This window comes from Microcoleus sp. Z1_B2, assembly GCF_036700325.1.
Taxonomy (GTDB): Bacteria; Cyanobacteriota; Cyanobacteriia; order Cyanobacteriales; family Microcoleaceae; genus Microcoleus.
The window spans coordinates 1-25049 of the sequence record NZ_JAUBOQ010000006.1; the positions used below are offsets into that span (position 1 = coordinate 1).

17 protein-coding genes are annotated in these 25049 nt (G+C 46.6%); 5 read left to right on the top strand and 12 right to left on the bottom strand.

Translation table 11 applies throughout. The annotated features are described in order from the left end of the window. Positions 1-170 precede the first annotated feature (170 nt). The 7 genes from QT984_RS04680 to QT984_RS04710 form a co-directional block, all read right to left on the bottom strand. Positions 171-1379: a DegT/DnrJ/EryC1/StrS family aminotransferase gene (locus tag QT984_RS04680; RefSeq protein ID WP_333208444.1), complete on the bottom strand. Its 1209-nt coding sequence runs from the start codon at positions 1377-1379 to the stop codon at positions 171-173. 574 nt (positions 1380-1953) lie between these two features. Then, positions 1954-2529 (bottom strand): alpha/beta hydrolase, encoded by a 576-nt coding sequence (locus tag QT984_RS04685; protein WP_333057718.1) that lies wholly within the window; start codon positions 2527-2529, stop codon positions 1954-1956. A 598-nt stretch (positions 2530-3127) separates the two neighbouring features. Continuing rightward, a complete protein-coding gene (locus QT984_RS04690) occupies positions 3128-3436 on the bottom strand; it encodes a DUF3493 domain-containing protein (protein WP_333057719.1) in 309 nt (102 codons plus the stop codon). A 168-nt stretch (positions 3437-3604) separates the two neighbouring features. Continuing rightward, a complete protein-coding gene (locus tag QT984_RS04695; protein WP_333057721.1) occupies positions 3605-4837 on the bottom strand; it encodes a DUF445 family protein in 1233 nt (410 codons plus the stop codon). A 118-nt stretch (positions 4838-4955) separates the two neighbouring features. Beyond that, entirely contained in the window at positions 4956-5669 is a 714-nt protein-coding gene (ubiE, locus tag QT984_RS04700; protein WP_333057723.1) for a bifunctional demethylmenaquinone methyltransferase/2-methoxy-6-polyprenyl-1,4-benzoquinol methylase UbiE, read from the bottom strand. A gap of 392 nt (positions 5670-6061) precedes the next feature. Continuing rightward, positions 6062-7006 (bottom strand): response regulator, encoded by a 945-nt coding sequence (locus QT984_RS04705; RefSeq protein ID WP_333057724.1) that lies wholly within the window; start codon positions 7004-7006, stop codon positions 6062-6064. An 87-nt stretch (positions 7007-7093) separates the two neighbouring features. Further along, positions 7094-8308 (bottom strand): transposase, encoded by a 1215-nt coding sequence (locus QT984_RS04710; protein ID WP_333057725.1) that lies wholly within the window; start codon positions 8306-8308, stop codon positions 7094-7096. Positions 8309-8535: 227 nt separating this feature from the next. On the opposite strand from QT984_RS04710, the gene QT984_RS04715 reads away from it, so the two are divergent. Continuing rightward, positions 8536-9630, top strand: coding sequence for a RuBisCO accumulation factor 1 (locus QT984_RS04715; protein ID WP_333057726.1), 1095 nt, complete (start codon positions 8536-8538; stop codon positions 9628-9630). Between the two features lie 143 nt (positions 9631-9773). Here QT984_RS04715 and QT984_RS04720 read toward each other — a convergent pair whose 3' ends face one another. Then, on the bottom strand, positions 9774-10781 hold the full coding sequence (locus QT984_RS04720; protein ID WP_333274497.1) for a DUF4349 domain-containing protein: 1008 nt from the start codon (positions 10779-10781) through the stop codon (positions 9774-9776). Positions 10782-10947: 166 nt separating this feature from the next. Here QT984_RS04720 and QT984_RS04725 point away from each other — a divergent pair, with 166 nt between their 5' ends. Next, entirely contained in the window at positions 10948-13404 is a 2457-nt protein-coding gene (locus tag QT984_RS04725) for an ATP-dependent helicase (RefSeq protein WP_333373371.1), read from the top strand. 382 nt (positions 13405-13786) lie between these two features. On the opposite strand, the gene QT984_RS04730 is transcribed toward QT984_RS04725, so the two are convergent. After that, positions 13787-15469 carry a tetratricopeptide repeat protein gene (locus tag QT984_RS04730; RefSeq protein WP_333373374.1) on the bottom strand — a complete coding sequence of 561 codons (1683 nt, stop codon included), beginning with the start codon at positions 15467-15469 and terminating at the stop codon, positions 13787-13789. Positions 15470-15906: 437 nt separating this feature from the next. Here QT984_RS04730 and QT984_RS04735 point away from each other — a divergent pair, with 437 nt between their 5' ends. Continuing rightward, positions 15907-17796 carry a pseudouridine synthase gene (locus QT984_RS04735; protein WP_333234226.1) on the top strand — a complete coding sequence of 630 codons (1890 nt, stop codon included), beginning with the start codon at positions 15907-15909 and terminating at the stop codon, positions 17794-17796. A gap of 61 nt (positions 17797-17857) precedes the next feature. Here QT984_RS04735 and QT984_RS04740 read toward each other — a convergent pair whose 3' ends face one another. Beyond that, on the bottom strand, positions 17858-20380 hold the full coding sequence (locus QT984_RS04740; protein WP_333341192.1) for an EAL domain-containing protein: 2523 nt from the start codon (positions 20378-20380) through the stop codon (positions 17858-17860). Between the two features lie 303 nt (positions 20381-20683). Between QT984_RS04740 and dapB the strand changes: the two genes are divergently transcribed. Continuing rightward, a complete protein-coding gene (gene dapB / locus QT984_RS04745) occupies positions 20684-21511 on the top strand; it encodes a 4-hydroxy-tetrahydrodipicolinate reductase (RefSeq protein WP_333208486.1) in 828 nt (275 codons plus the stop codon). Between the two features lie 305 nt (positions 21512-21816). Further along, positions 21817-22527 carry a phosphate ABC transporter permease gene (locus QT984_RS04750; protein WP_333058320.1) on the top strand — a complete coding sequence of 237 codons (711 nt, stop codon included), beginning with the start codon at positions 21817-21819 and terminating at the stop codon, positions 22525-22527. Between the two features lie 564 nt (positions 22528-23091). On the opposite strand, the gene QT984_RS04755 is transcribed toward QT984_RS04750, so the two are convergent. Further along, entirely contained in the window at positions 23092-23715 is a 624-nt protein-coding gene (locus tag QT984_RS04755; RefSeq protein ID WP_333058319.1) for a precorrin-8X methylmutase, read from the bottom strand. 235 nt (positions 23716-23950) lie between these two features. After that, positions 23951-24754: a TPM domain-containing protein gene (locus QT984_RS04760; RefSeq protein WP_333058318.1), complete on the bottom strand. Its 804-nt coding sequence runs from the start codon at positions 24752-24754 to the stop codon at positions 23951-23953. Positions 24755-25049 lie beyond the last annotated feature (295 nt).

Sequence of the window (25049 nt, forward strand, 5' to 3'; positions counted from 1 at the left end):
AAACAATTAACAAAAGTTGATAATTAATTAAAGCCGTCAAGCTTATGACGGGGCTTTAGACCCAATTTCTTGGTAAAGGGCGTTGTGGAGAAAAAATATCGAAAAAAACATCCTAGCTGCTTTTCTTAAAAAACAGCTAGGATGTTTTAATGACAAGCTATTTCAGGACTTTAGCCTGCTGTTGCCAAAGCTCGATTTTTAGTTTTGCCGATCGCCAAACATTTTTTAACAGCAGCAATTACATCTTCCACATCTGCATCTGTTAATTTTGCCGAAATCGGCAAGCTAATTGTATGCAGTCCGATGTAGCTAGCATTGGGATAGTCTTCCGGCTGCCATCCAAACATTTCTTGATAGATAGGATGTTCTGGCATACTCATGTAATGTACGCCGACACCGATATTTTCAGCATTCATAGCGTTGAGAAACTCGTCGCGGCTGATTCCTGTTTTGGCTTCATCTACCAGAATGGTGTACAGGTGATAAGCATGAATGGTATCCGGTTCGGGCTTCGCTGGCAAAGTAATCGGCAAATCCGCAAATGCTTCGTTGTAGCGCTGCCAAATCTGCTCCCGCCGCTGCCAATAAGGAGCAACTCGTTTCATTTGATGAATGCCGATCGCAGCTTGCAGATCCATCATATTGTATTTAAAACCGACCTCCACCACTTGGTAGTGCTTGTAACCCGAGTCTCCGAAGCGCTTCCAAGCATCTTTGCTCATACCGTGCAGCGCTAAAATTTTGAGCCTGTCGGCGTATTCTTGACTGCTGACGATAATCATTCCTCCTTCGCCTGTCGTAATGTTTTTGGTGACATAAAAGCTGAAGCATCCGAAGTCGCCAAATGTGCCTGCTTTCCGCCCCTTGTACTCTGTTTCGATCGCGTGAGCACAATCTTCAATTAACTTCAAGTTGTGACGGCTAGCAATCTCGCAAAGCGCATCCATATCGCAGGGACGACCTGCGAAGTGAACTGGCAAAATTGCTTTAGTTTTTGAAGTTATTTTAGCTTCGACTTGAGCCGGGTCAATATTCATTGTCACCGGATCTACATCCGCCAGTACCGGCGTTGCCCCTGCGTGGATGATCGCATTAACTGTAGCGCAAAAAGTCATCGGAGTAGTAATAACTTCATCCCCCGGTTCTAACGAAGCAGCGAGGATGCTCAAGTGCAGTGCCGCCGTACAGGAATTGACTGAAATCGCGTACTGGGAACCCTTGTAAGCTTTGAAGTCATTTTCAAAACTCATAACTTTAGGGCCTGTACCCAGCCAACCTGTTTTCATGGTTGACACCACTTCTTGAATTTCGGCATCTTCGATCGCCGGGGCGCCGAAAACCAAAAAACGGTCTTTTGAACGAATAGGAGTGTTGTTCATGTTGCTAGTCTTACCCAGTAAGTAAAGTTAATCAAATGGAAGTGTTAATGAAGGCGGTATCAGCGTTTCTTATTTATTTTTCTAGCTCCATCTTGTTTGCTAATACCTTGTGTAATGGCATCTTTTGTATAACAAGCTTAGTAATGACCAGCCGTTTTTCCGCAAGCGCCTGAGTATGACAGAATTCATCTATTTTAAGATAGAGAATCTGCAATGTCCAGTAGATCGTATTTCAGTTTATGAGCGATACACAAGCTCTCGCCTGCATTTTGTGTTTTAAATACTTTATTCAATAAAAACACGGGTACTTCTCGCTTAACTTTTCGTAAACTGTCGAACATCTATCCCGATCTAGATTAGACAGCGAAGTTATCTAATTTTTGATTTTTGATTTTAGAATTAAGAATGACTGATTCCCGTCTGGTTTGGAGCTTGCCTGGAGTTAGATTTTTTTGTAGTGGTGTAAAAAGTAGGCAAATTTTGCACAAAAAAAATGTAACTTTCCTGTTATTGATGCAGGTTCAGCAACATTCTGCGATCGATCAAAGCAATCAACCGTCCTCGACCAAATCCACTACAATCTAGGCAGACGAATCTTGTTCAAAACGTCTTGCAGCCGTTCTGACACGCCGCCCAATTGTTCTGACAAAGCTACAAGTTTGCCGTAAGCTTCAACTAAACGATCGCCCTCAACATAAACTTCTGGAGTAGGATAATTTTTCATCGCTTCCAGCAGTGTAATCTCGTTATCATTAGTTGCAGACAGCACCAAGGCAGATCTCAAAGCTTCTCGATTTGCATTCCCAGAAGGAGTGCGAATTACCTCACCCACTTCATCGAGGATTATTTCCCCAACCTTGCTGTTAAGCGTCCGATCCAAAAAGCTTTGACTGACTTTCACCGGTCTCGTCAGACTGTTGCGAACGGATTCCGGGTCTTTTTTTGCTTTTCCCAGCAGCATTTCTAAGCCGGGCGACATTTTTCCAGTTTCTACAAAAATTTCTAATTCGCTGACTGGTAAAGTCATTCGGATCGCACTGTATTTGAGCACTACCTTTTCGGCAGCCACAGCAGCATTACTGTAAAATACAATTCCCGCGCCTGCTGCTAAAAATAACGTCCACCGCTTTTTGAAAAATGCTCGACCCATACTCAAATCTCCCAACATCTTTTTCTACTTCGACTTTGACACATCTTATTAGTTACTGTACAGGCTCAGGTATTCGGGAAATGCCACATTATTCGATCGCCCCAACACTTATACCATTTTAGATTTTAGATTTTAGATTTTAGATTTTAGAACTGCGAATGACTGATCGTCGTGGTTTCGAGTATGGGCCTAGAGTTGCATGATTTTTGGGAACTGGTATTACCGATACCGGATGCTAGGCAAAAAACTCTGTTCAGGACGCTGCTACGGGCCTCTGTGTGGGGGATGCAAACCCTACTGATTCTCTCGCTCTATCTCTCGATCCTAGCAAAATGCCTAACGCCAGCTCTTCTATCAGTGAAGGCTGGCGCTGGGCTTAAATTTATTTTATATATTTAGGGTCTTTATGAAAGCTGACCCCAATTGAACGAGTTACAAGCGGTTTATGATTAGGGCCTTTAAATTTGCTGACCCCAATTGAACCCACATTCTTATAATTACAGGGATCGCTGGAAAACCACGATTTCATAATAATTTCTTTATATTTATAACTTTTTCTTGCCTAAGATAAATTTTTGTCTCGATTTGTACATTTTTGTTACTTGGACTTCGGGGAGCGGCCCTCGGCCCGCTGCTCCCAGCGAAACAGGAACACCATCAGGGCCACCACTCCGACTTGGAGGGCAAAATTGGGCAAAGCAGAGCCAATTTCGCGGCCAGAGGCAATTTTAGCGAGGAAAACCAAGCCGCCGATAAAGCCCGAAGCGCCACAAGCTACATAGACAAACTGTCGCAGAGGCCGGTAGGGAGTGGCCATTTCTGCGGTTAAACGCTCGTATTGTTGGCGGCTGAGGTTGCGCGGGTTTTTTGGGATGTTTGTGCGATCGTCCGAATTTGGAGCTGGCATAGATTTAGAAAATAAGTAAATTAGGATTGGGCCACAAAAACCCGGTTTCTACCAGAAATCCTCTGGCTGAGGTCGCCAATACGGTCGCAAAACCAGGTTTTTGGTCATGTGGGCGCAAGTCAAGCGAATATTAGACTACAACAAATATCTCACAACTGCCGAAACAAATCACCGCTGAAGCAAAAGCACAACTGTTTGCAAACAGCCAATAAAAACACCCAAAATGCCTCCTAAATTTACAATTCCCTGCAACTCGCTTTTGACAATTCCCTGAATTGCTAACTCCAACTCTTCAGGAGAAGTACCTTTGACTCGATCGACAATCACCTGGTCAATATTCAAAATTGGGATAGCCTGAGCTACAATATTTTCTAAATCCCGCTCTAGATAGCGCTCTAAAACCAAAGCCAGTTCTTTGCTGACAATTCCCAGGGAAGCGCTCATCACCGCTGAAGTTTGCAAGCGATTGAGAATCAACCGCGAAATATTTTCCCAGTCAATAGATTTACTCAACCCCTCAAGTACATCTGTACCCCGCTGCTGAACATAGCTGCGAACACTGTCGCGCATAGTTTTTCGCAACTGTCTCACAGTCGAAACCGGTAAATTTTGCATCGACAAATTTTGCAGCCATTCCTGAATTCGCCCGCGAATTCCCAAAGAAATAGTTAACTCTGCTAAGCGCTGATTTGTCGCTTCTCTGTCATCCAGACAAAAAGTCCGCAGCCGAGTTAAAGTGTTCCGCAAACCAAACAAATTTGCTACTACCCAATAAGTGCCGCTGGTTTTTTCTCGAAACCCTTCATCGATGATCGAAATATTGCGATCCGTCAAAAAGTCAATTAAAGCCTGCCGCAGCACTTCCGGTGGTATTACTACCTGCAACAACCACTCAGCAAGCTGAGCAGCCTGAGCTTCCGTTAGCTGAATCTCCAGCAAAACTTGGTCAAAAATTTGATTAAGCTGAGCTTCTAAAAAATCTTCCCGGCGCGCCAAAACTTTGAGAATTCGCGGCACAGATTCCCCCAGCAAATCTCGCAGAATGTTAGCGAGAATTTTAGCCGTTTTTTGCTCTGCGTCTGCTTTTACCTGATCGAGCGCCAACTGTAACAACCAGAGAATCACCGACTGCATCCGCTCGGTTTGCAGGAGGCGGCGCGCCAAGTTTTGCAGTTCCTGTGGCGTCAGCAGCGAACCCATAATTGTGTCGGAAATTCGCTTTGCTAAACGCTCTTGGTTGCGGGGGATCAAGCCTGGAGTGAAAGGCAACTTCCGCCCTTTGATGTAAATAGCTCGATAGGGACGGAACAGCATTTTGATAGCTATATCGTTAGTGAAATAGCCAATAATTCCTCCCACTACAGGTGGGGCCAACAACAGCCAAATGTCAGACGGATTCATAAGATTTTAGATTTTAGATTTTAGATTTTAGATTTACTCCACAGATGAATCTGGGGGGTTGAACCTTGGTCTAAAATTTTGATCTGGGGTATTCGATCGACCGAAACTGCAACCACTTTTAATTTTCAATTGCTTTGACTAATACCAATACTCCCATCATAGCTCCAGCAATGGGGTAGTGGGTGGCGGCGGCAAATCCGGCTTTGTTGGCGATCGCGACTTGTTGCTGGCCGATCGGGAATTTTTCTAAACTAGGATTAATGTAGGCATATTCTTGAGTCATGCCAAATTGCTGAGCAATGGGCACTACAAGAGTGTCTAGATAAAACTGCTGAAAGCTCCGCATTAGGGAATTGCTGGGGCGGTGGAGGTCGAGAATAGCTGCTTTGGCACCGGGTTTGAGCACGCGGTGCAATTCCTGAAGACTGCGGGGGATGTCAGTCACGTTACGCAGCCCGTAACCCATTGTGGCGCAGTCGAAGTAATTGTCAGCAAAAGGCAAGTCTAGGGCGTCAGCTTCTACCCAGGAAATGGGACTAGCAGGGGTGAGAAAAGGTCGATCTCGCCTAGCAGCCACGGCCAATTGTTCGGCGGAAAAATCTACTCCAAATACGCAACCAGTCGGCCCTGCTTGTTTGGCCAGCAACAAAGCTAGATCCCCGCTACCGCAGCACAAGTCTAAACAAGTATTTCCGGGGCCCGCACTGCTCCATTTCACCGCCATTTGCTTCCAAATCCGGTGTTGCCCAAAGCTCAACCAGTCGTTCAATTGGTTGTAAACAGGTGCAATTCGATTAAATATAGTTTTAATTTTTTCTGCGTTATTAGTCATTAGTTATTAGTTGTTAGTCATTGGTCATTAGTCATTAGCCATTAATCATTGGTCATTGGTGATTTATCAGCAGGAAAAAATAATTAATTCGTGCATTCATGTCATGCTGTCGCCAGTCATTAATGCTTTTTTATTTGTTAGCTATCCGCGAGATTTTGTCTTGAATCCTTCGTTGGCTCTTATTTTAAACTCAAGACAGAGAGCCGACTAATAACTAATGACTGACAACTAATGACTGACGATCCCGCCCAAAAACAGGTACAAGCTCCCGACAATCGTCGTGGAAATTCAAAAATTTTAGACTTTTGTTCAAGCTCCAAGATTCACTGCGCTGCAAGTAAATCTAAAATCTAAAATCTAAAATCTAAAATCTAAAATCGATTGACTGATGACTAATGACCCTGAAAACTCGTCAATACCAAAGCAACTTCTTGAGCGGCGAGGTGAACGGTTGTGAGTTCGTCGGGGCGCAGGGAACAAGGTTGTTTCCACTGCATGGAAATTAGGGCGATCGATCGACCTTTGTGACTAACCGGGATGCTCAGGTGAGCTTGAATGCCGGATTTCTGATAGTGCGGCAGACTCGCTAGGTTGGTGTCGAGTCCAATATTCACAACACCCTGAATAGTTTGAGAGGTAATTGCTTCTCGAACCAGAGGGTCATCCGCCAGCCAATTTTCCACAGTTGAACCCGTGGTGTGACAGCCTTGGACTGGGATTAAAACATTTCCTTCCACCAGTTGCAAAATGCAAAAGTCCGCCAAAAAATTATCACTTATAGCAGTAGCAATTGGATCTAAACTTGCTTCCAAACTCGGATAATCCACAGCCGTTTGCATGATTGTTGCTAACAGTTGTATTTGATTTTGAGCGCGATCCAATTCCTCAGTCCGCTGCTTGAGAATTTCATAAGTCTCGGCTGCCTTTTGCACCACCATTTTCAGTTCGTTCGGGTCCCAAGGCTTGGTGATATACTTATAAACCTGTCCTGAGTTAATCGCATCCACCAAGTCTTCAATGTCCGTAAAACCAGTCAAGATAATTCTGACCGTATTCGGAAACTGGGGCACGGTTTTGCTCAAAAACTCCGTTCCCTTCATTTCGGGCATCCGCTGGTCGGAAATGATTACGGCGACCTCGCCTTCGATGCCGAGGACTTCCAAGGCGCGAATTCCGCTCTCAGCTTTGAGAACGTTAAAATCTCGTCGGAAAGTGCGGTAGAGTAAATCCAGATTGTCTGGTTCGTCGTCTACTACCAGCATTTTGGGCTTTTTCGGTCTGTGTAGGGTCATGAGCTGGCGTTTAATTTGATCTAGCTCTGAAATGGCATTATCCATAACAATACGATAAACTCCCCTTTGTACATTTAGGCGAGCAACTATTCTTTGACACTCCCCACGCATAGAATGCGGGGGATTCTTCTCTCAAAGGCTCGACTCTAGACCGATATTACTATCGATCCCCGATAGAACGCCTCCAGAAGCAGTTTTACTCACGGGCTGCCCGACCGCAAGAATACCTCTGTCTCTAATTACTTGTGCTGCTGCTGTATCGCGATGAGTGGTGTACCCGCACGAATGACAACTATGGATTCTGACATCCAAGGTTTTCTTACCAGTATGGGTTCCACATTGGGGGCAAATTTGACTCGTATAGTTTTTATCAACACGAGCAAAATACACCCCGCGCTTCCAACACACATGAGACAGAATCGAGAAGAATTGACCATAGGCTGCATCGAGACTATGTTTACCGAACATCCCCTTTGCCCAAGCCTTAAAATTGATATCCTCAATGAATATCATTCCTGCTTGGTCACATAACCTATGAGCTAATTTATAGTGCCAATCCTTTCTGGTATCACTGATTTTTTGATGAATTCTAGCAATCTTTTTCTGGAGAGCAAGCCAATTCTTAGACCCTTTTCTTTGATGCTTTAATCTTCGCTGCAGTGATTTCAACTCGCGGTGAAGTGCCTGAAAAAATCTCGGTCTGTTGACTAATTCTCCATCTGAAGTTGCGAGGTATTTGTCAAGCCCAATATCTACCCCTAATGGATGTCCTGACGGTGGGCGAGCGGGCAGGTTGACTGCTAACTGGTAGGTCAGCATGACAAAATATCCTGATGCCCTTTTAACTACTCTAATTTGCTTGAGTATAAAACCCTCTGGTGTGGGTCTAGACATTTTCATCCTTACCCACCCAATCTTAGGCAGATTAACCTTTCCATTCTCCACTGCTGCATCCTTAACAGCCGGGAAAACAAACGATCGCATCCGTTTTTTGAAGCGAGGAAACCCATGCCCTCTATCCCACATTGCCACAAATGCCGACTCTAAAACCTTTAAAGTTTGCTGCAATACTTGCGAATGAGGGGTCTTTAATTCGGGACAATGCTTCTTAGCTTCTGCCAAACCTTTGCACTGACTAGCATAGGTTGGTCTAGGAGTATCCGGTGAGATAATATACTCACCAACTATCGAACAAGCATTAACAGAAGACTTACGAGAATTCACCCAATCTTTCCGTTCTCGCAAGGCATAGTTATAAACCTGACGACAAACAGACAACCAAATCTCAAATATTTGAACTTGAGATTTGGTTGGACGTAGTTTGTACTCGTGAGTTACTGTTAGCATGATATAATCATATCATGCTTTTAGAAATCAACCAGGATTTTTCTAAGACTGTAGGTAGCCGCCTCCGCTGCCGAGTTCATCCCCACGCCTGAAGTCGGGGGCTTTCCTCTCGTTTTCCGGTAACAATAGTCTCATAACTCACTTACTATTAATCTATCGCTCTGCCGCGACACGAGCCTTGCCGGTATCCAATTACACATAACTTAGCCTGAGTTTTTGATTCAATTATGACTGATACACCGCAAGATTCCTCCCCTCCTGCATCTGCATCCTCCACAAATGCTGTGGATGCTGAAAAGTTAATTCGATCGCTCCGCCGCAAAGAAGGCACTTGGGTAGAGTGGGGACAGGCCTGCACAGCACTGCTAAAAGCTGGCTACAACTCTCAAAGGATTTTTGAAGAAACTGGTTTTGAGCCAATTCAGCAAAATCAAGTAAGCGTCGCAGCCCAAGTTTACACCAGCATGGTCAATGCTGGGGCTTCAGAGGAAGTTCGATCGCACTTTTTGGGCAAAGGTAGCGATATCTTATACGAGTTTCGGATTCTCTCTCAAGTAGAGCGTGCCGGGGCGGCTGCTTTGATGCTAACCCACAACTTGGATGTTGACGATGCTCGCCAAGTTGCTAAAGCGATCAAGGAGTTTTCGCACTTCGGGAGTCTCCCCCAAGGGTTCACAGACACTCCCGGCGATGCTATGGCTTACCAATGCTGGCAATTGGCGAGACAGAAAAGCGATTTGCAAGAGCGATCGCGCTTAATTGCTCGCGGTTTAAAATTAGCTAGCAGCCAAACCGCTAGGGCGCAAATCGAGCAGTTGCTCGTCGATTTTACCGTAGTTGCGAGACGGGAAGCGCCCCGCTTGCCCGTCTACCGGCTGGATACCGAAGAACAATTGCCGCGCGTTGTCCCGGTTGTCGGCAAATTGCCGCTTTCTACGACAGATTTGCTGGCAGTGCCTTTGCCGGAGGAAATCGAGCCGTTCCGAATGGTAAAATTTTCTGGAGCAGGAGCTTGGGTGGCGATTCCCGGATGGCAGGTAATTTTGAACGCTGAAGATCCGGTGGCGGTTTTGGGAATGAGCGATAAATTGCCGGTACCGCTGCAAGGCAAAGTTGAAGAAGTTTTGATTATTGCCGATCGAGCTCAAAGACAGTGGGATGCTGACAGTTATTTCCTCGCAGATAACGCTGGCAATTTAGAATTGTACTGGTTTGAACAATCCCCGGATATTCCTATTTTGGGGCGAGTTGTTCTGGTGATGCGTCCCAAAAAGATTGTGGATGAAGACTATACCAAAGATGGATGGCAAATTGATGATTAGTGAGTTGACTGTTGACTGTTGATGGTTGTCAGTTGACGGTTGTCAGTTGTCGTTGGTTTTAAGAACGGTTTCTTCGGCTGTTCCCCAATACATAAATTTTATGTGGGTGGAATGACTAATGACTAATGACTAATGACTACTGACTACTGAGGCGGTTTCGGTTCTTGAATTTGCGGAACAGAATGCTGTTTCTTAAATCGATTAAAGCCGTAAACCGCAGCCCCAATTAACAGCAAATAAGGACTGTAAGCCAACAGCCAAATACCCAAAGCAAACAAACCGAGCGTCAATTCACCCACAGAATGAGTCGCTTTCCCCCAAGTTTCCTGCGCCCGCAAACCTAGAGAAGGTTCCTGAGTTTGTTGAGCCGATACTGCTGCTTCTAGAGTTAAGCTAATAGTTGAATAGGCTACTTGATTTCGCAAACTTTTTAACTGAGCGTCAATGCGTTCGATCGACTCCCGAATATTGCTCAACTCTTGAGCAGCTTTGAGTACATCGCCAACAGAACCCGATCGCTCCATAATTTTTAACACCATTTCCTCGGATTTGCGGAGATTCCGCAGTCTAGCCTCGCTGTCAACTAATTGAGTGGTAACATCCTCAGCCGTCAGAGAACGGTTCTCTACAGTTCCGAGTTTTGCCAAAGCATTTAAAGTAGTTTCTAAACGTTCTTGAGGCACCCGAATCTCCACAGACGCGGTTTGGCGGACACTCGAATCCGGCGGCTTCTGATTTTGGAAACCCAAGATATCGCCTTGCTGTTTTTCGACAATATTAGTAACAGATTTAGTGCTGGCGTCAATAGATTTGACAACTACACTGAGTTGGGCTTTTTTAATCAGTTGGGGACGGGTTGCGGTCGTTTCTGCTGCTTTTTTTGATGCACCAGAAGTTTGTGACCTTTGGGCTGCTGGATCGGGTGCTGGTGCCGATTGTGGAGCCGATTCGGCCACTTGGTTTTCACGGATGCTGGATGAACCTGCGCCGCCTGGAGCGCTGCTGGACGTTTGAGCTCCTCCGCAGCTAGGCAAAGCAATTGTGGAAGATAAAGTTAAGAATACCGCAACAGCAAAACGAGTTGTGCTGTTGTTGGCTGGGTTTGGGTTTGGCTTGTGGGGCGGGGAATTGATTTTGAGGTGAGTTTTCATTTGGGTGACTCCTCTAAAAAAGGCTTGGGTATTGAATTTTATGCTGGTTTTAATTTAAGCTCGAATAGATAGCGTTAGTTTAGCCGATACCGAAATGGAAACGGTAGAGGTTGCAGATTTTTTTATTTTTAACCGCAGATGAACGCAGATAAACGCGGATGTAATAATGACTGATGAATTTGATTCTGATTTTATGCGATCGACAACCAATATCGATCGCCCTGGCAACATTTCCTCTGGGTTAGACTCTGCGGCAGTTTTGCGAGAACAAGCTTGCCTTAAAATTCGCGAAAGCTTGCGTGCGGGGCAGCAAGACATGGCGGATTGGCAAGGCGGTCCCCTTGCTGTTTCGGCGGTTCCGGGGGCCGGGAAGTCTACGGGAATGGCTGCTGCGTCGGCAATTGCGATCGCCCGCAACGGGCTTCACAGCCGCCGCCAGTTAATTGTCGTCACATTTACGCGATCGGCTGCTGCTAATATTAAAGCTAAAATTCGGGAAAGATTGACAGAATTGTCTTTATCTCAAGGCGGTTTTGCGGTGCACACTTTGCACGGTTTAGCTTTGAATATTGCGATGCGCCATCCTGATTTGTCGGGTTTAAATTTAGAAAATTCAACCTTAGTTACTCCCACTCAAAGTCACCGATTAATTCGCACCTGTGTAGAACTTTGGATTGCGGAAAATCCCCGCAGATATCAAGTTTTGTTGGAAGGACAGCAATTCGACGGAGAGGAAACGGAGAGGCTGCGGCGACAATCGGTTTTGCGGACGGAAATTTTGCCGCAGGTAGCTAAAACTGTGATTCACGAGGCAAAATCTTCTGGTTTGTTTCCCGAACAGTTGTTAGAAATGAGCGCTCTTGATACTGGGGATGGTTATGAAATTTTAGCAGTAGCTGGGGGTTTATATCAAAAATATCAGGCTTTGTTGAGGAGTCGGGAATTCATCGATTATGACGAGATGATTTTAGCAGCTTTGCGGGTGTTGGAAAATCCGAAGGCGAGGGCGATCGAGCAAAAGCAAGTATTTGCCGTTTTTGAGGACGAAGCCCAAGATTCTACACCTTTGCAAACTCGGCTTTTGAAAACATTGGCGAGCGATCCAGAGCCTGCTAAATCACCTCCCAATTTTATCAGAGTTGGCGATCCAAATCAAGCGATTAATTCTACTTTCACTCCCGCCGATCCGATTTATTTTAACCAATTTTGTGATGAGTGCGAAGTAGAGAATAAGTTAGCGACAATGGACGGTGCCGGTCGCAGCACCCAAGTAATTATCGAGGCCGCTAACTTTATGTTGCAATGGGTAAATGGTTCGGAATTAGCGAAAAATGAAAAGCCTTTTCGCGACCAAACTATTAAGCCAGTACCCAGCGATGACCCGCAGCAAAATGCAAATCCGGCTCCGATTGGTCGAGGCTTAGAATTGCATACTCCGCGCGATATTTACCATACAGTTGAGTTGATTGGTAAGCGGGTAATTGAGTTAGTAGAAGAATTTTTACCAGCAGAGTTTGAATTTGGAATAAATGGCAAAAATATCGAATCAGGCGGTGAAGCGAGCGATGGGGAAAATAGTGCAAAATTGCCCTTAGAAAATCTGAAATCGATGGCTATTTTGGTGCGGGAAAACAAACAAGGTAAGTTTATCAAAGAAGTGCTGGAAAATCCTCAAAAACACGGATTAAGCTTTGATTTGCGGAAATACGGGATTAAAATTGAGGATGTGGGAGAACGCGACAGACATTCTCAAGTACCTTGGGAAATCTTAACACTGCTGCAATTTCTCGATCGCCCGCACTCTCCAGACTACCTGAAAGCAGCCTTAAAGATTTTGAGCGATCGACAACTCATCCCCAAACAAGACTACAATGCTTTTGCTACCAGCCCCGAACAATTCCTTTACCCAGGCCCCCTAGACCCCCAGCAGTCAGATCCCGTTCGCAAATGCCGCTATTTTTGCTGCGGTTTGCTGCAAGCTAGCTTAGAACTGCCGCCCTACCAAATCATTTCCTTCTTAGCCTTAGCGCTGCAATACGACCAAACAGAATTAGCCACCGCCGACAAATTAGCAGAACGAGTAGCAATCCAAACAGCAGGCAACAATTCAATGCGGAATATTTTGGATGTACTTAGCGAAATTGTCAGTTCCGAAAGATTTGAACCTGTGGATGCAGACGACAAAATAGAAGAACGTTATACCAGCAAAGGTCAACTAACAATTATTACCATGCACAAAGCTAAAGGATTGGATTGGGATTGCGTATTTTTGCCGTTTCTGCACGAACAAACCATCCCCGGAAATTTGCGGGTTTTGCCGCAAACCCGATTTTTAGGAGATTTCACTTTAGCAGAGGTAGCGAGAGCACAAATTCGAGCAAGTTTGCACGGAAAATATCCTTTACCAAATCTAGGCGAAGCGTGGGAACAAGCAGGTTATTTGAAAACAGCAGAAGAGTTTCGACTGCTGTATGTGGCGATGACGCGAGCAAAAAGTTTGTTGTGGATGGCGGCGGAGAAAAAAGGGCCTTTTACGTGGAACAAACCAGAGAATTTACAGGAGCAAAAACCTTGTCCGGTAATGCCTGTCTTGAAGCAGAGATTTCCGAGTAATGCTATATAAAAGAAGTAAGAATTATATCATGTCCGGTCGATGACCCCAAATCATACCAATTTTAAAAAAGAATGCAACAGTATTCTTGTTCCCCCCGCAATGCAGCGGGGGGGCTAGGGGGGGTCGAAGAGTGTTGCACGATTTTAGAGAAATGGTATCAGGTAGGGGCGGGTTCACCAACAATATCTGCCAATAATTAACAATCTCAAAAACCCGCCCTGCCCGGATATTATGGTCAATCTATCGGACATGATATTAAGGATCGCGAATTAAATAACTTACAATTTTAATTGTTATTGTGGGATGGGCGTCCCGCCCGTCCAGAAAGGGCGGGCGGGACGCCCATCCCACAAGAACCATCACGCATTGTAAGTTATTTAATTCTCATTCCTCACCACTTTCCTGACATCGTACCCTTAAGTCTCAATTCTTCTCGACTAACTAGAGCTTCGTAGTAATCGGGTTTGATTTCGAGGGCGACTCCGTAAGAGCTAATGGCATCTTGAGTTCGCTGCAATTTTTGCAAAACGTCGCCCCGCTGCGCCCAAGCTTCCCAGTTGTCTGGCTTGAGTTGAATCACTTGGTCAAAAGCGACGAGTGCTTGGGAATACTTCTGCATTTCCCCTAGGATCAGACCTCGCTGCACCCAGCCTTGATAGTTGTCCGGCCAGACAGTAATTGCTCGATCGTATGATGCTAGAGCTTGTTCGTACTGCTGCAATTTTGACAAAGCGTTGCCGCGTTTCAACCAAGCTTCAAAATTGTCGGGCACGATTTTAATTACGCGATTGTAAGCTGCGACGGCTTCTTCGTAACGCTGCAATTTTTCCAGCGCTGCGCCTTGCTGCAACCCTACTTTTGATGTAATTTCTGCTTCTGAAGTCAGAGAGATTACTTTATCAAAACAGGCTATCGCTTCTTCGTATTGCTGCAATTTTTCCAAAGCTTCGCCTCGCAAGTTCCAAGCTTCTAGAAAGTTACCTTCAATTTGTAGGGCATTACTGTAAGCGATAATTGCCTCTTTGTAGCGTTCCAATCCTGCTAGCGCCATGCCTCTACCCAGCCAAGCTTCGGGAAAATTCGGATTAATTTGAATGGCTTGGTCAAAAGCAGCGATCGCCCCTTCAAAATCTCTCGATTCTGACAGTGTTTGACCGCGCCCGATCCATGCTTCGGGATACAAAGAATTAATTTGAATTGCCCGATCGAAACAAGCAATTGCCGCATCGGCCCACTGGTGTTTGAGGGCCATTCCTTTATAAAACCAGGCTTCGCAGTCGTTGGGCTGCATTTGCAGTACGCGATCGTAAGCTGTCACCGCTTCTGCGTATTTGTGCAATTTTGCTGAAGCAATGCCCCGATTGAACCAAGCCAGACTATTTTGTGGTTGCAGTTGAATGGCGCGATCGTAAGAAGTTACAGCTTCAGCGTAGCGTTCGGTTTTCATCAAAGCCAAACCTCGGTTCAGCCAAGCTTCCCAGTTAGTCGGGACGAGTTTCAGCGCGCGCTCAAAAGCCGCCACGGCTTCAGGATAGCGATCCGCTTGAACCAACACGTTGCCTTGCCGATACCACATGGCGGGCAAATTCGGATGAAGTTGGGTGGCTCTTTTGTAACAGGTTGCGGCTGCATCCCACTGCTGCAATTCCTCTAAAACTCTGCCTCGCTGATACCAAGCTTCGTGCTTTTCTGAATTGATTTGAATTGCCGTGTCGAAAGCCGCGATCGCTTCTGAGTGATTTTGCAAACTTAACAGCCCTGTGCCGCGCAGCATCCAAGCCCAGTATTCTTCGGGATTAATTGCTGTAGCTCGATCGGCACAGGCTACGGTTTCTGCGTAGGAATGCAGTTGCTTGTAAGCTTTGCCCAGATTCAGCCACGCCCTGGCCCAGTCCGGCTTAATTTGAACCGCTTTTGCGTAGCAAATGACTGCCGCTTCGTACCTTCCTGCGGCGTACAATCTATTGCCCCGATCGTAATCTGGAAATGCTGCAAAAATTCTTAAAATCGGCGGCAGCAGAGCTGGTTGGGGGTTTGAGGAGTTTTCAGGAGCCGAAGTCGAGAGGTCTGGCATACGCCTTGCACATAAAAAATTTAGTTGGATAACAAGCTTGCGGTCTTATATATTAACTTATGCTTTTCTTAATCTCGCTGCTGTTTTGAAACAAATTTAGCATATCAGGCTTGGTGCAACCAATCATTTTTACTTAATTATAGTCGGTATAAAATTATGCACCCTTCCCACTTTCGGTACACGCCTATAAAATACGGTCAGTCGATTTTCGATTTTCGATTTTCGATTGACAATTCCCGCATCCAGGATACCCGCCACGTGATTCATCCGTCCAGAAATCAAAAACCTGTATCCCATGAAACTTGCCGAACGTATTTATCTCGCGCAAGTCAATGCTTAAATCTAAAATCTAAAATCTAAAATCTAAAATCGATTGACCGAAAGCATCCAGAATACAAGCAGATATGTCCTAATTCAGATTTCAAACCAAATTTAATATGTTAGAATTTCACGCGCTTTTAGATGTCACGGACTGTCATTGGGAGTCGATCGACTCGCAGCCGAATTATTGGTACGAAGGCCGTTGTCCTCAAAGCGGCGAGCTGCTGAGACTGCCGCGCACTCGAATGTCAGAGGATCTGGCCCGGGGTTTGATGCAGTACCTTGCTGCTGACGATTTCTACGATCGCGAAGGGAAGATGTACGGCATATTGCTGGTGGAGATGCCTTCGGGGGAACAGGGGATACTCAAAGCATTTTCCGGGCTGCTGAACGGTTGCAGCATTGTTGAGGGGTGGGTGCCACCGATTCCGGGACGAGATCGTGTGGCTTTCGAGGAAGCCCGCACCTTAACTCAATTGGAGGCGATGAAACAGGAACTGATTGCACTCAATCAACTCCCGCAGCGACAAGAGTATGAAGCCTTATTTCGGGAGTTTGAATTGCAAGTGCAAGTTTTGAGCGATCGGCATCGCAATTGCAAGCAGCAGCGAGACGAAAAACGCCAGTTACTGTGTCAAACTCTCGCAGCAGAAACGCTAGAGATTGCCCTGGAACAACTGAATAAAGAAAGCCGTTTGGAGAAAAGTGAACGCAGGCAATTGAAACGACAGCGGGATGAAACATTGCAGCCCCTAAAACAATTAATTGAAGCTGCAGATCGGCGGATGCGGGCGCTGAAACAGCAACGAAAAGAACTTTCCCGCGAACTTCAGACGCAAATGCACGCGGCTTACACTCTGATGAATTTTTTGGGGAAATCGCGATCGATCTCCTCATTGATGCCAACTAATTCTATTCCCACTGGCACCGGCGACTGTTGCGCGCCAAAATTGCTTCACTACGCGGCAGTACACAATCTGAAACCGCTGGCAATGGCTGAGTTTTGGTGGGGGCCGCCATCGGGCGATAAGATTCAGGGAGAATTTTATGGTGCTTGTGGCGATCGGTGTCAGCCGTTGATGGGTTTTTTGCTGTCAGGATTGGCTCAAAACCCGATTGTTTCTAATAATATAAATGAGGGTTTGACGGGCGGGCTAGAAGCCCAACCCCTACTCCCCACAAGCAATAATATTTCTTGTGGAACGGGCATCTTGCCCGTTGCGGGCGGGCTAGAAGCCCAACCCCTACTCCCCACAAATCATCATATTTCTTGTGGAACGGGCATCTTGCCCGTTGCGAGCGGGCTAGAAGCCCAACCCCTACTCCCCACAAGCAATAATATTTCTTGTGGAACGGGCATCTTGCCCGTTACCCAAATGCTACCGATTATCTATGAAGACAAATGGTTAATTGCGGTGAATAAACCTTCAGGGTTGCTGTCAGTCCCAGGTCGTTATTTAGAAAATCAAGATAGTGTTTTCAGTCGTTTGCGTAACTTGTTACTTGATAGTTTAAATTTGACAGTTGTGCATCGTTTAGATTGGGAAACATCTGGGATTTTGCTATTGGCGCGGGACAAAGAAACTAGCAGTCAACTCAGGCAGCAATTTGCACAAAAGCAGGTTCACAAAGTTTATGAAGCGGTGCTTTCGGGTACTGTAAAAATAGATGCGGGGACGATCGATCTTCCACTTTGGGGCGATCCAGAAAATCGCCCTTACCAGCAAGTCAATTGGGAGTGCGGAAAGCCCAGTGTTACTCGCTTTCAGGTAATGACGAGGGAGGGAAATTGCGATCGCGTCGAGTTTTTGCCGCTGACGGGACGCACGCATCAATTGAGGGTTCATGCAGCGGATGTTCGAGGGTTGGGGATACCGATTTTGGGCGATCGACTTTACGGATGTCGGGATGCTGCGAAGCGGCTACACTTGCACGCGCGGGAACTTTCGTTTGAGCATCCGCAGTTGGGAGAAAAGCTGCACTTACAGGCAGAAACACCATTTTGAGCTAAGGGCGATCGGGCCACGATCACTATCTGTACAATAACTAATAACTAATAACCCACAACTACCACTGGGGATCGGAAGCCATCAAAGCAGTCGCAGCCTCGCTGGGTAACGGCTTAGCAAAAAAATAACCTTGGCCGTATTCGCAGCCGATCGACCTCAACCGGGCTAATTGTGCCGCCGTCTCCACACCCTCAGCAATCACATCCATACCCAAAGCATGAGCCAGCGCCACAATCGTCCGCACGATCGCCACATTCTCCCCCTCGCTTTCGAGCTCCATTCGCCCCACAAACGACTTATCAACCTTCAAAGTATCCGTAGGAAACCGACTCAAATAACTCAACGACGAATAACCAGTGCCAAAATCATCAATTCCCAACTTGACATTTAACGCTTTCATCTGCTTCAAAACCGCGATCGCCGACTCCACATCCTCCATCACCACACTCTCAGTAATCTCCAACTTCAAACTCTCGGCACTCAAACCCGTTGTTTCCAAAATCACCTTCAGGCGATCGACCAAATCCGGCTGAGCAAACTGCTTCCCAGATAAATTTACACTCATAATCAAAGCTCGATCGAAACCAAACATTTCCTCCCACAGCCGCAACTGCCGACAAGCCTCCTCCAACACCCACTCACCCAGCGGCACAATTGCCCCCGTTTCCTCAGCCACCGGAATAAACTTGATCGGCCCAATCAAACCCCGCAGCGGGTGTTGCCAGCGTACCAAAGCCTCAAACCCAATAATCCTCCCGCTTGCCAAAGAGACAAACGGCTGATAGTGCAGCAAAAATTCCCGACGCTTGAGGGCAATCCGCAAATCCGTCTCCAACTGCAACCTCTCCACCGCCAAAGCGTGCATCGAAGCATTAAACACCTGATACCTTCCCGTTCCCAAAGCCTTCGCCCGGTACATCGCCGTGTGGGCATCCCGCAGCAAGTGTTCCGGCTGTTCCCTGACAGTAGCAGCGGGTTCGCCCCCCAGGGCAATCCCGATGCTTGCAGTCACAAACACCTCCTGCCCATTCAACTCAAAAGGCACAATTAAAGCTTTGTGAATTCGATCGGCCAAATCCACAGCACTGTCAACATCAATATTCCTCACCAAAATCGCAAAATCATCGCCTCCCACCCGCGCCACAGTATCCGCGCGACCAATACTTGCCCTCAACCGCAGCACCACCGCTATCAGCAGTTCATCCCCCACCAAATGACCCAAAGAATCATTAATCACCTTAAACCTGTCTAAATCCAGAAACAGCACCGCAAACAGATGGCTGTGGCGGCCCCTAGTATTGGCGATCGCCCGCCCCACGCAATCCACGAACAAATCCCGGTTGGGCAAACCCGTTAGAGAATCGTGAAAAGCATCGTAAAGCTTCCTGTAAGCACTGACACCCACACCAGTCACCACCAAACCCAAAGTCGGCGACACTAACGGTATCCAACCACCCAGGGTAAAAATTCCATAACTAATCCCCAACAAAGCCATCAATCCCACACCCCCAGCCAATCCCGCCCTCGCAGGATGCTGAATCCGCCAAGCCACAACCCCGCCAACCATCGCCCAAGCACCGTTCCACAAAATTTCCGCCCATTCCGGCCATACCCAAAACAGCGATCGTCCATCCAAAACCGCACTCAATATTTGGCTGAGCATTTGCGCGTGCAGCAACACCCCCGGCATTTTCGGACTTTGCTTTTTAACCGGGCTGTAAGGCGTCAAAAACAAATCTCTGGTACTCGGTGCCGTCGTCCCGATCAGCACAATCTTGTCCTTAACCCAGCTTGGTTCAATTTCCCCGTTCAATACCTGCCTGATACTGACTTGTCGCGCCACATCCTTACCAGAACGGTATTTGAGCAGAATTTGGTAGCCTGTGGTGTCAATATTTGCATAGCCACCGCTGTCAGAAGTTAAAGGCACAAATTCTGCCTTTCCCCAGTCGATTTGGTGGGGATGAACAGCGCTATTTTTCTGCTGTACTCTGTCTTTGAGATACAACAAAGCCACTTGCACAGAAAATGAGAAAGCAGTATTCTTTTCTGGTTGCGAGACTGAGAGCAAATTGCGGCGTACAACACCATCAGGATCGAGCACGAAGTCGTTAAAACCAACTCGATCGGGCGGTATCCCCGGAGGCGCAGGCACTCCCTGACTTTCTGAATCGCTCAATTTATAGATCGCCACCACATTCGGTGCTTTCAGCGCTGCCAGCAATTCTTGGTGTCCCGGCGCTTGAGGCAAATCCCGGTACAAATCCAAACCGATGACTTTTGGCTGATACTTTTGCAGTTTTGTCAAGGTTTGAGCGATCGCACCGTCGGAAACCGGAAATCTCCCCAAAGCTTGAATATCGGCTTCAGAAATTTCCACTACCAGCAGTCGCGGATCCGGGCCGGAATCTGGCTGCAAGCGCACTAACGAGTCAAAACTCCCCAACTCCCAGCTTTGCAGGCCTCCCAACTGCCGAACTCCCATATTCAGCAGCGTTACAGTCGCGCCCACAAGCATTGCAGGCAAAATCCTCACCCGTCGGTTTTGAGAACTCAGGTTGAGGCCAGTTGCCACAGACATGACATATCGAAGATTTCGAGAGAATTTGGCAGTCACAGAAAAAATATGTCGGTGCAAATTAGCTTTGCACAAGTCTGTTCTTACAGAATTGAGCTTAATATGAGATTGAATGTAATTTTTTCAGAACTTGTGCCGCCACCGAGTTTCTTTAAGCTAATTACTCGATGCAGGCAAAGTATTTCTGGAATGGGAACCGGGTTTTTGAAGATTTGCCGACAAATCCTGTCTTTCATTGCTTGTTTCCCCAAATTCGCACAAGCGTTAAAATTTAGTCGATCGAACTTTCAGGATATTTTTGAGATTATGGCGAATCAACTTCCGATTCCGGTGATTGTTAACGGTGCAGCAGGCAAAATGGGCCGCGAAGTAATTAAGGCGATCGCCCATGCTAGTGATATGACCTTATTTGGGGCTGTAGACCGCTCTCCTGAGTGCCTCAACGCCGATGCCGGCGAATTAGCCGGATGCGGCCCGTTAGAAGTTCCCATCACTGACGACTTGCAAGGAATGCTGGTATTAGCAGCTCAGGAAAAGCAGTTAGGCGTGATGGTAGATTTTACGCACCCTTCGTCAGTTTATGAAAACGTGCGATCGGCCATAGCTTACGGCATTCGCCCGGTAGTCGGCACTACTGGCTTGAGCAGCGAGCAAATTCAAAAATTAGCTGAATTTGCCGATAAAGCTAGCATCGGCTGTTTGATCGTACCCAATTTCTCGATCGGCATGGTTTTGCTCCAACAAGCCGCCGTCACGGCATCTCAGTATTTTGAACACGTAGAAATTATCGAGCTGCACCACAATCAAAAAGCCGACGCCCCCAGCGGCACGGCAATTCAAACTGCCCAAATGTTAGCAGAGATGGGAAAAACTTTCAATCTGCCAGAAGTTGAGGAAACCGAAAAATTAGCCGGAGCTCGAGGTTCACTGGCCGATGAAGGGATTCGCATTCACAGCATCCGTTTACCCGGTTTAATTGCCCACCAAGAGGTAATTTTTGGCGGCGCCGGTCAAGTTTATACTTTACGACACGATACCAGCGATCGAGCTTGTTATATGCCAGGAGTCTTGCTGTCTATACGCAAAGTCCTTGAATTGCGATCGCTCGTTTACGGCCTGGAAAAAATCTTGTAGTCATTAATCATTAGTCATTAATCATTAGTCATTAGTCATTGGTAATGTGGAATTAATCTGACTTCTAATATTATGTCCGGTCGATTACCCCTAATACGGTAGGGGCGGGTTCACGAAAAATATCAGCCAATAATTGACAATCTCAAAAACCCGCCCTTTTAATCGCGGTCACTCGATCGCACATGATATAACTTCTGATTTGTGACTTCAACATCAATCAGTTAAATCTGTTAAATGCCTTAATATAATCAGCTTCCGAACAGACAGCCGTTGCATCCCGTACATTGCTCGTTGCCAAACTTCCTATGCTAATTCCCTTAACCCGCGAAACCTTTCAAGAACTAATTCCCGCCGTCGCCACGGGAGCGCAATACAAATATATCTGGGGAAAACCGCCCGATTTTTTGAGGCGAATGTTAATCTCAGCAGTCAGCGTAGTTTTCCTCCTGGTAGTCTACAACTTCGCCGGTTCCGATGTCGCGCCGCTAGTTTTAATCACCGGATTGATAGCTGGTTTGTACTGGCTGTGGGGGCCCATTTTGTGGGCGAGTTTGCGGAATGCAGAATGCCGCAAATATCAATACTGCGGTTTTTGGCAAGGACGAGTTTTGGATATATATATTACAGATGAAGTCACAAGTCAAGAAGAAACAGTCAATCAAAAAGGACAACTCGTAATAGTTGACAACCTAGAGCCACGAATCAACTTAGAAGTTGGTGACAAAACGGGATTTACTACTACACTTCGAGCTCCATTGCGGAAAGATCACCAAGGAATTGTCCCCGGTCAAGCTGCTTTAATGTTAATTATGTCAAATCAAGAAGATTTAGGCAGAATTGCCAAAGTTTCAGATATTTATATTCCCAGCCGTGACGTGTGGGTGAGCGACTATCCTTATTTACGCAGAGATTTGTTTGTAGAAATGAGCCAACAGATTAAAAAAGGCAGGAAAAAAGACCGCGATCGCACTAATCCAAGCAGAGATGTAAAAAGGCGATCGTCCGCTGATTATTAATATTCATCGTAGCCACAAATTTAAGAGCGATCGCAATTTCAACTTAGGACAAAATTCACTCTTATAGCTCGTAATGCCTACGGTTCTTCAGGTTTGCCCCTACAGTTTCATCTTTTTTAGTTCCGATCGAGGCGAACCAGCCCACATTCATGTTAAGGATCGCGAATTAAATAACTTACAATTTTAATTGTTATAGTGGGATGGGCGTCCTGCCCGTCCACTCATGACGGGCGGGACGCCCATCCCACTTTCAAGAGTGGAAGTTATTTAATTCTCATTCCTAAGCGCGATCGGCAACTTGCCAAATTTTGGATGACTCCTGTATCTCTAGAAAAAAATCGAGGCTTCAAAGAGCATGAATTCTCCCAAATCCGGCTCTAATACCCCCTTTATTTTTTAGTCTCTTAGAGAGAGACGCAAGGCAAGTCTAGGATCGGTTTCAACCGCCGAGTCTTATAAAAGGGATTTCTAACCCGAATTTAGTATTAGTTCAAGCTCTCAGATTCATCTGTGGAGTCAATCTAAAATCTAAAATCTAAAATCTAAAATCGACTGACTTCTCGATCAACTGTTCCCCTCTTGGCCGTAAGCTTGCCAAGCCAAATCCACCAGCCCGTTAACAATAGCCACAGCCACCACCGCAGACCCCTTGCGGCCCTCAATCCGAATGTGAGGAATCATCGAATCGTGCAGCCGCGACTTAGCCACATCAACCCCCACAAACCCAGAAGGAGTCCCAATCACCAAAGCTGGCCGAATTTCCTCAGATTCAATCAAATCTACGATCGCCGACAAAGCAGTTTGAGCCTGGCCCACCACAAAAATCCCTTCAGGATAGCGTCTTGCCAAAGTTTCAATCCCCCAAGCCGCCCGCGTCCTTTCCCTTTGGGGGCGCGTCAAAGCCTCCATCGAACAGTAAACCGGATTCGCAAAGGTACTTTGGATCAAGGGCGTAATGCCCACCTGCACCATCGGCACATCTACCACAATCGTAGTTCGAGCAGCCAAAGCCGCCGCCCCAGCCTGCAAAGCCTGATCGGAAAAACTAATTAAAGACTTGTACTCAAAATCAGCAGTCGCATAAATCACGCGGCGGACTATTTCGTACTCCGCCGCGGAAAAACCGTGGTCGCCAATTTCGTTATCGATTAATCCCAGACTCTGGGCATCGCTTACGTGCCATTCCATTTGTTGGATAGCTGTTGCCTGTGAGTTGTCAGGTATCAGCTTACCAGCTTTTAGTCATTCGTTGACTGTTGATTGTTGACTGTTGACTGTTGACTGCCAACTGACAACTAAGGATCGTCAATTAAATAATTTCCCTTTTTTCTTGTGGGACGGGCGTCGGGCCCGCCCAGAAAGGACGGGCCCGACACCCATCCCACAACAAACATGAAAAGTGGATTTTATTTAATTCTCATTCCTAAGTTTCCGACGAAGAAGATTTGCCCAACACCGGAGTCAGGAATGCCACCAAAACTCCGATCGCAAAACCGGACACATTCCGAACCACAGGCAACCAGTCAGAAGTCCGAGTCACCACCGGCCCCAGTCCGAAAGCAAAAAACAGAATGCCCCACAGCGGCGAAAAAATCAGCGCCCACTGCCAAGCCACAACCTGTCCCGGCTTCCGAGGCTGAGCCGCAAACCCGCAGATGACGCCACCAACCACCGACGTAATTAACGTCAGAACCCACTGTTCCCTCGGCAAACCGGGAACCACGCGGCATCCGCCCTGACGCAAACAGCCTTCTATGGACTCCAAAGATTCAATAATCGCTCGATCTTCGCCATTGTCCCGCACAAAAAATTGATTACCGTAGCGGGTTTGCAGTTCCACCCAAAAAGTGCGCGGCAGCAGCGGATACAGCGAGTCGCCCACATTAAAATTGAGCAAATTGCCCCCTCGCGGGTCAGCAACTAATAACACACTCTTGTCATCTAGCCCCCAATAGCTTTTGACAGCCAAACCGGGGGTGCGATCGTACTGAGTCAGCACTCGCAGTTTCCAGCCGGTTTCGGCTTCAAATGCCTTTAAATTTTTTGCCAAAGTTTGTTCTTCAATATCCGTGAGGGCTTTAGCTAAATCAATGATCGGCGTCTGAGTTGACGGCAACAAATCGGGGTTGTTGAAAGCGTGGGCCGCAGGTGCGATCGTCCACACGGACAAAGCCAGAAAAAATGCGGCAACAGAGGCTAGAAATTTTCGCGGGAAAAGCTGTGACATAGGAACTTATAATCCGGGTCTTAATTGTGAATGGTAGCTGGCGGTCTTAACCAGAGGATAAGAGAAAACTCATATTTCTTTACAATTATTTACTTTACAGGAAGCCGAGAGCAAGGGGAAGGGTTCGGGGAAGGAAAGTTTTGAACAGGGAAGGGACTGACAATTAACTGTAGAGGGCGCAGTTGCGATCCAGGGCCAACCATCGTTAAGCAAGAGCTCGATTTCCTGACGGGGTGAGTATCGATCCCAGATATTGCACCCGCAATCAAAAACCTGTAGGCGCGGGTTCACCAAA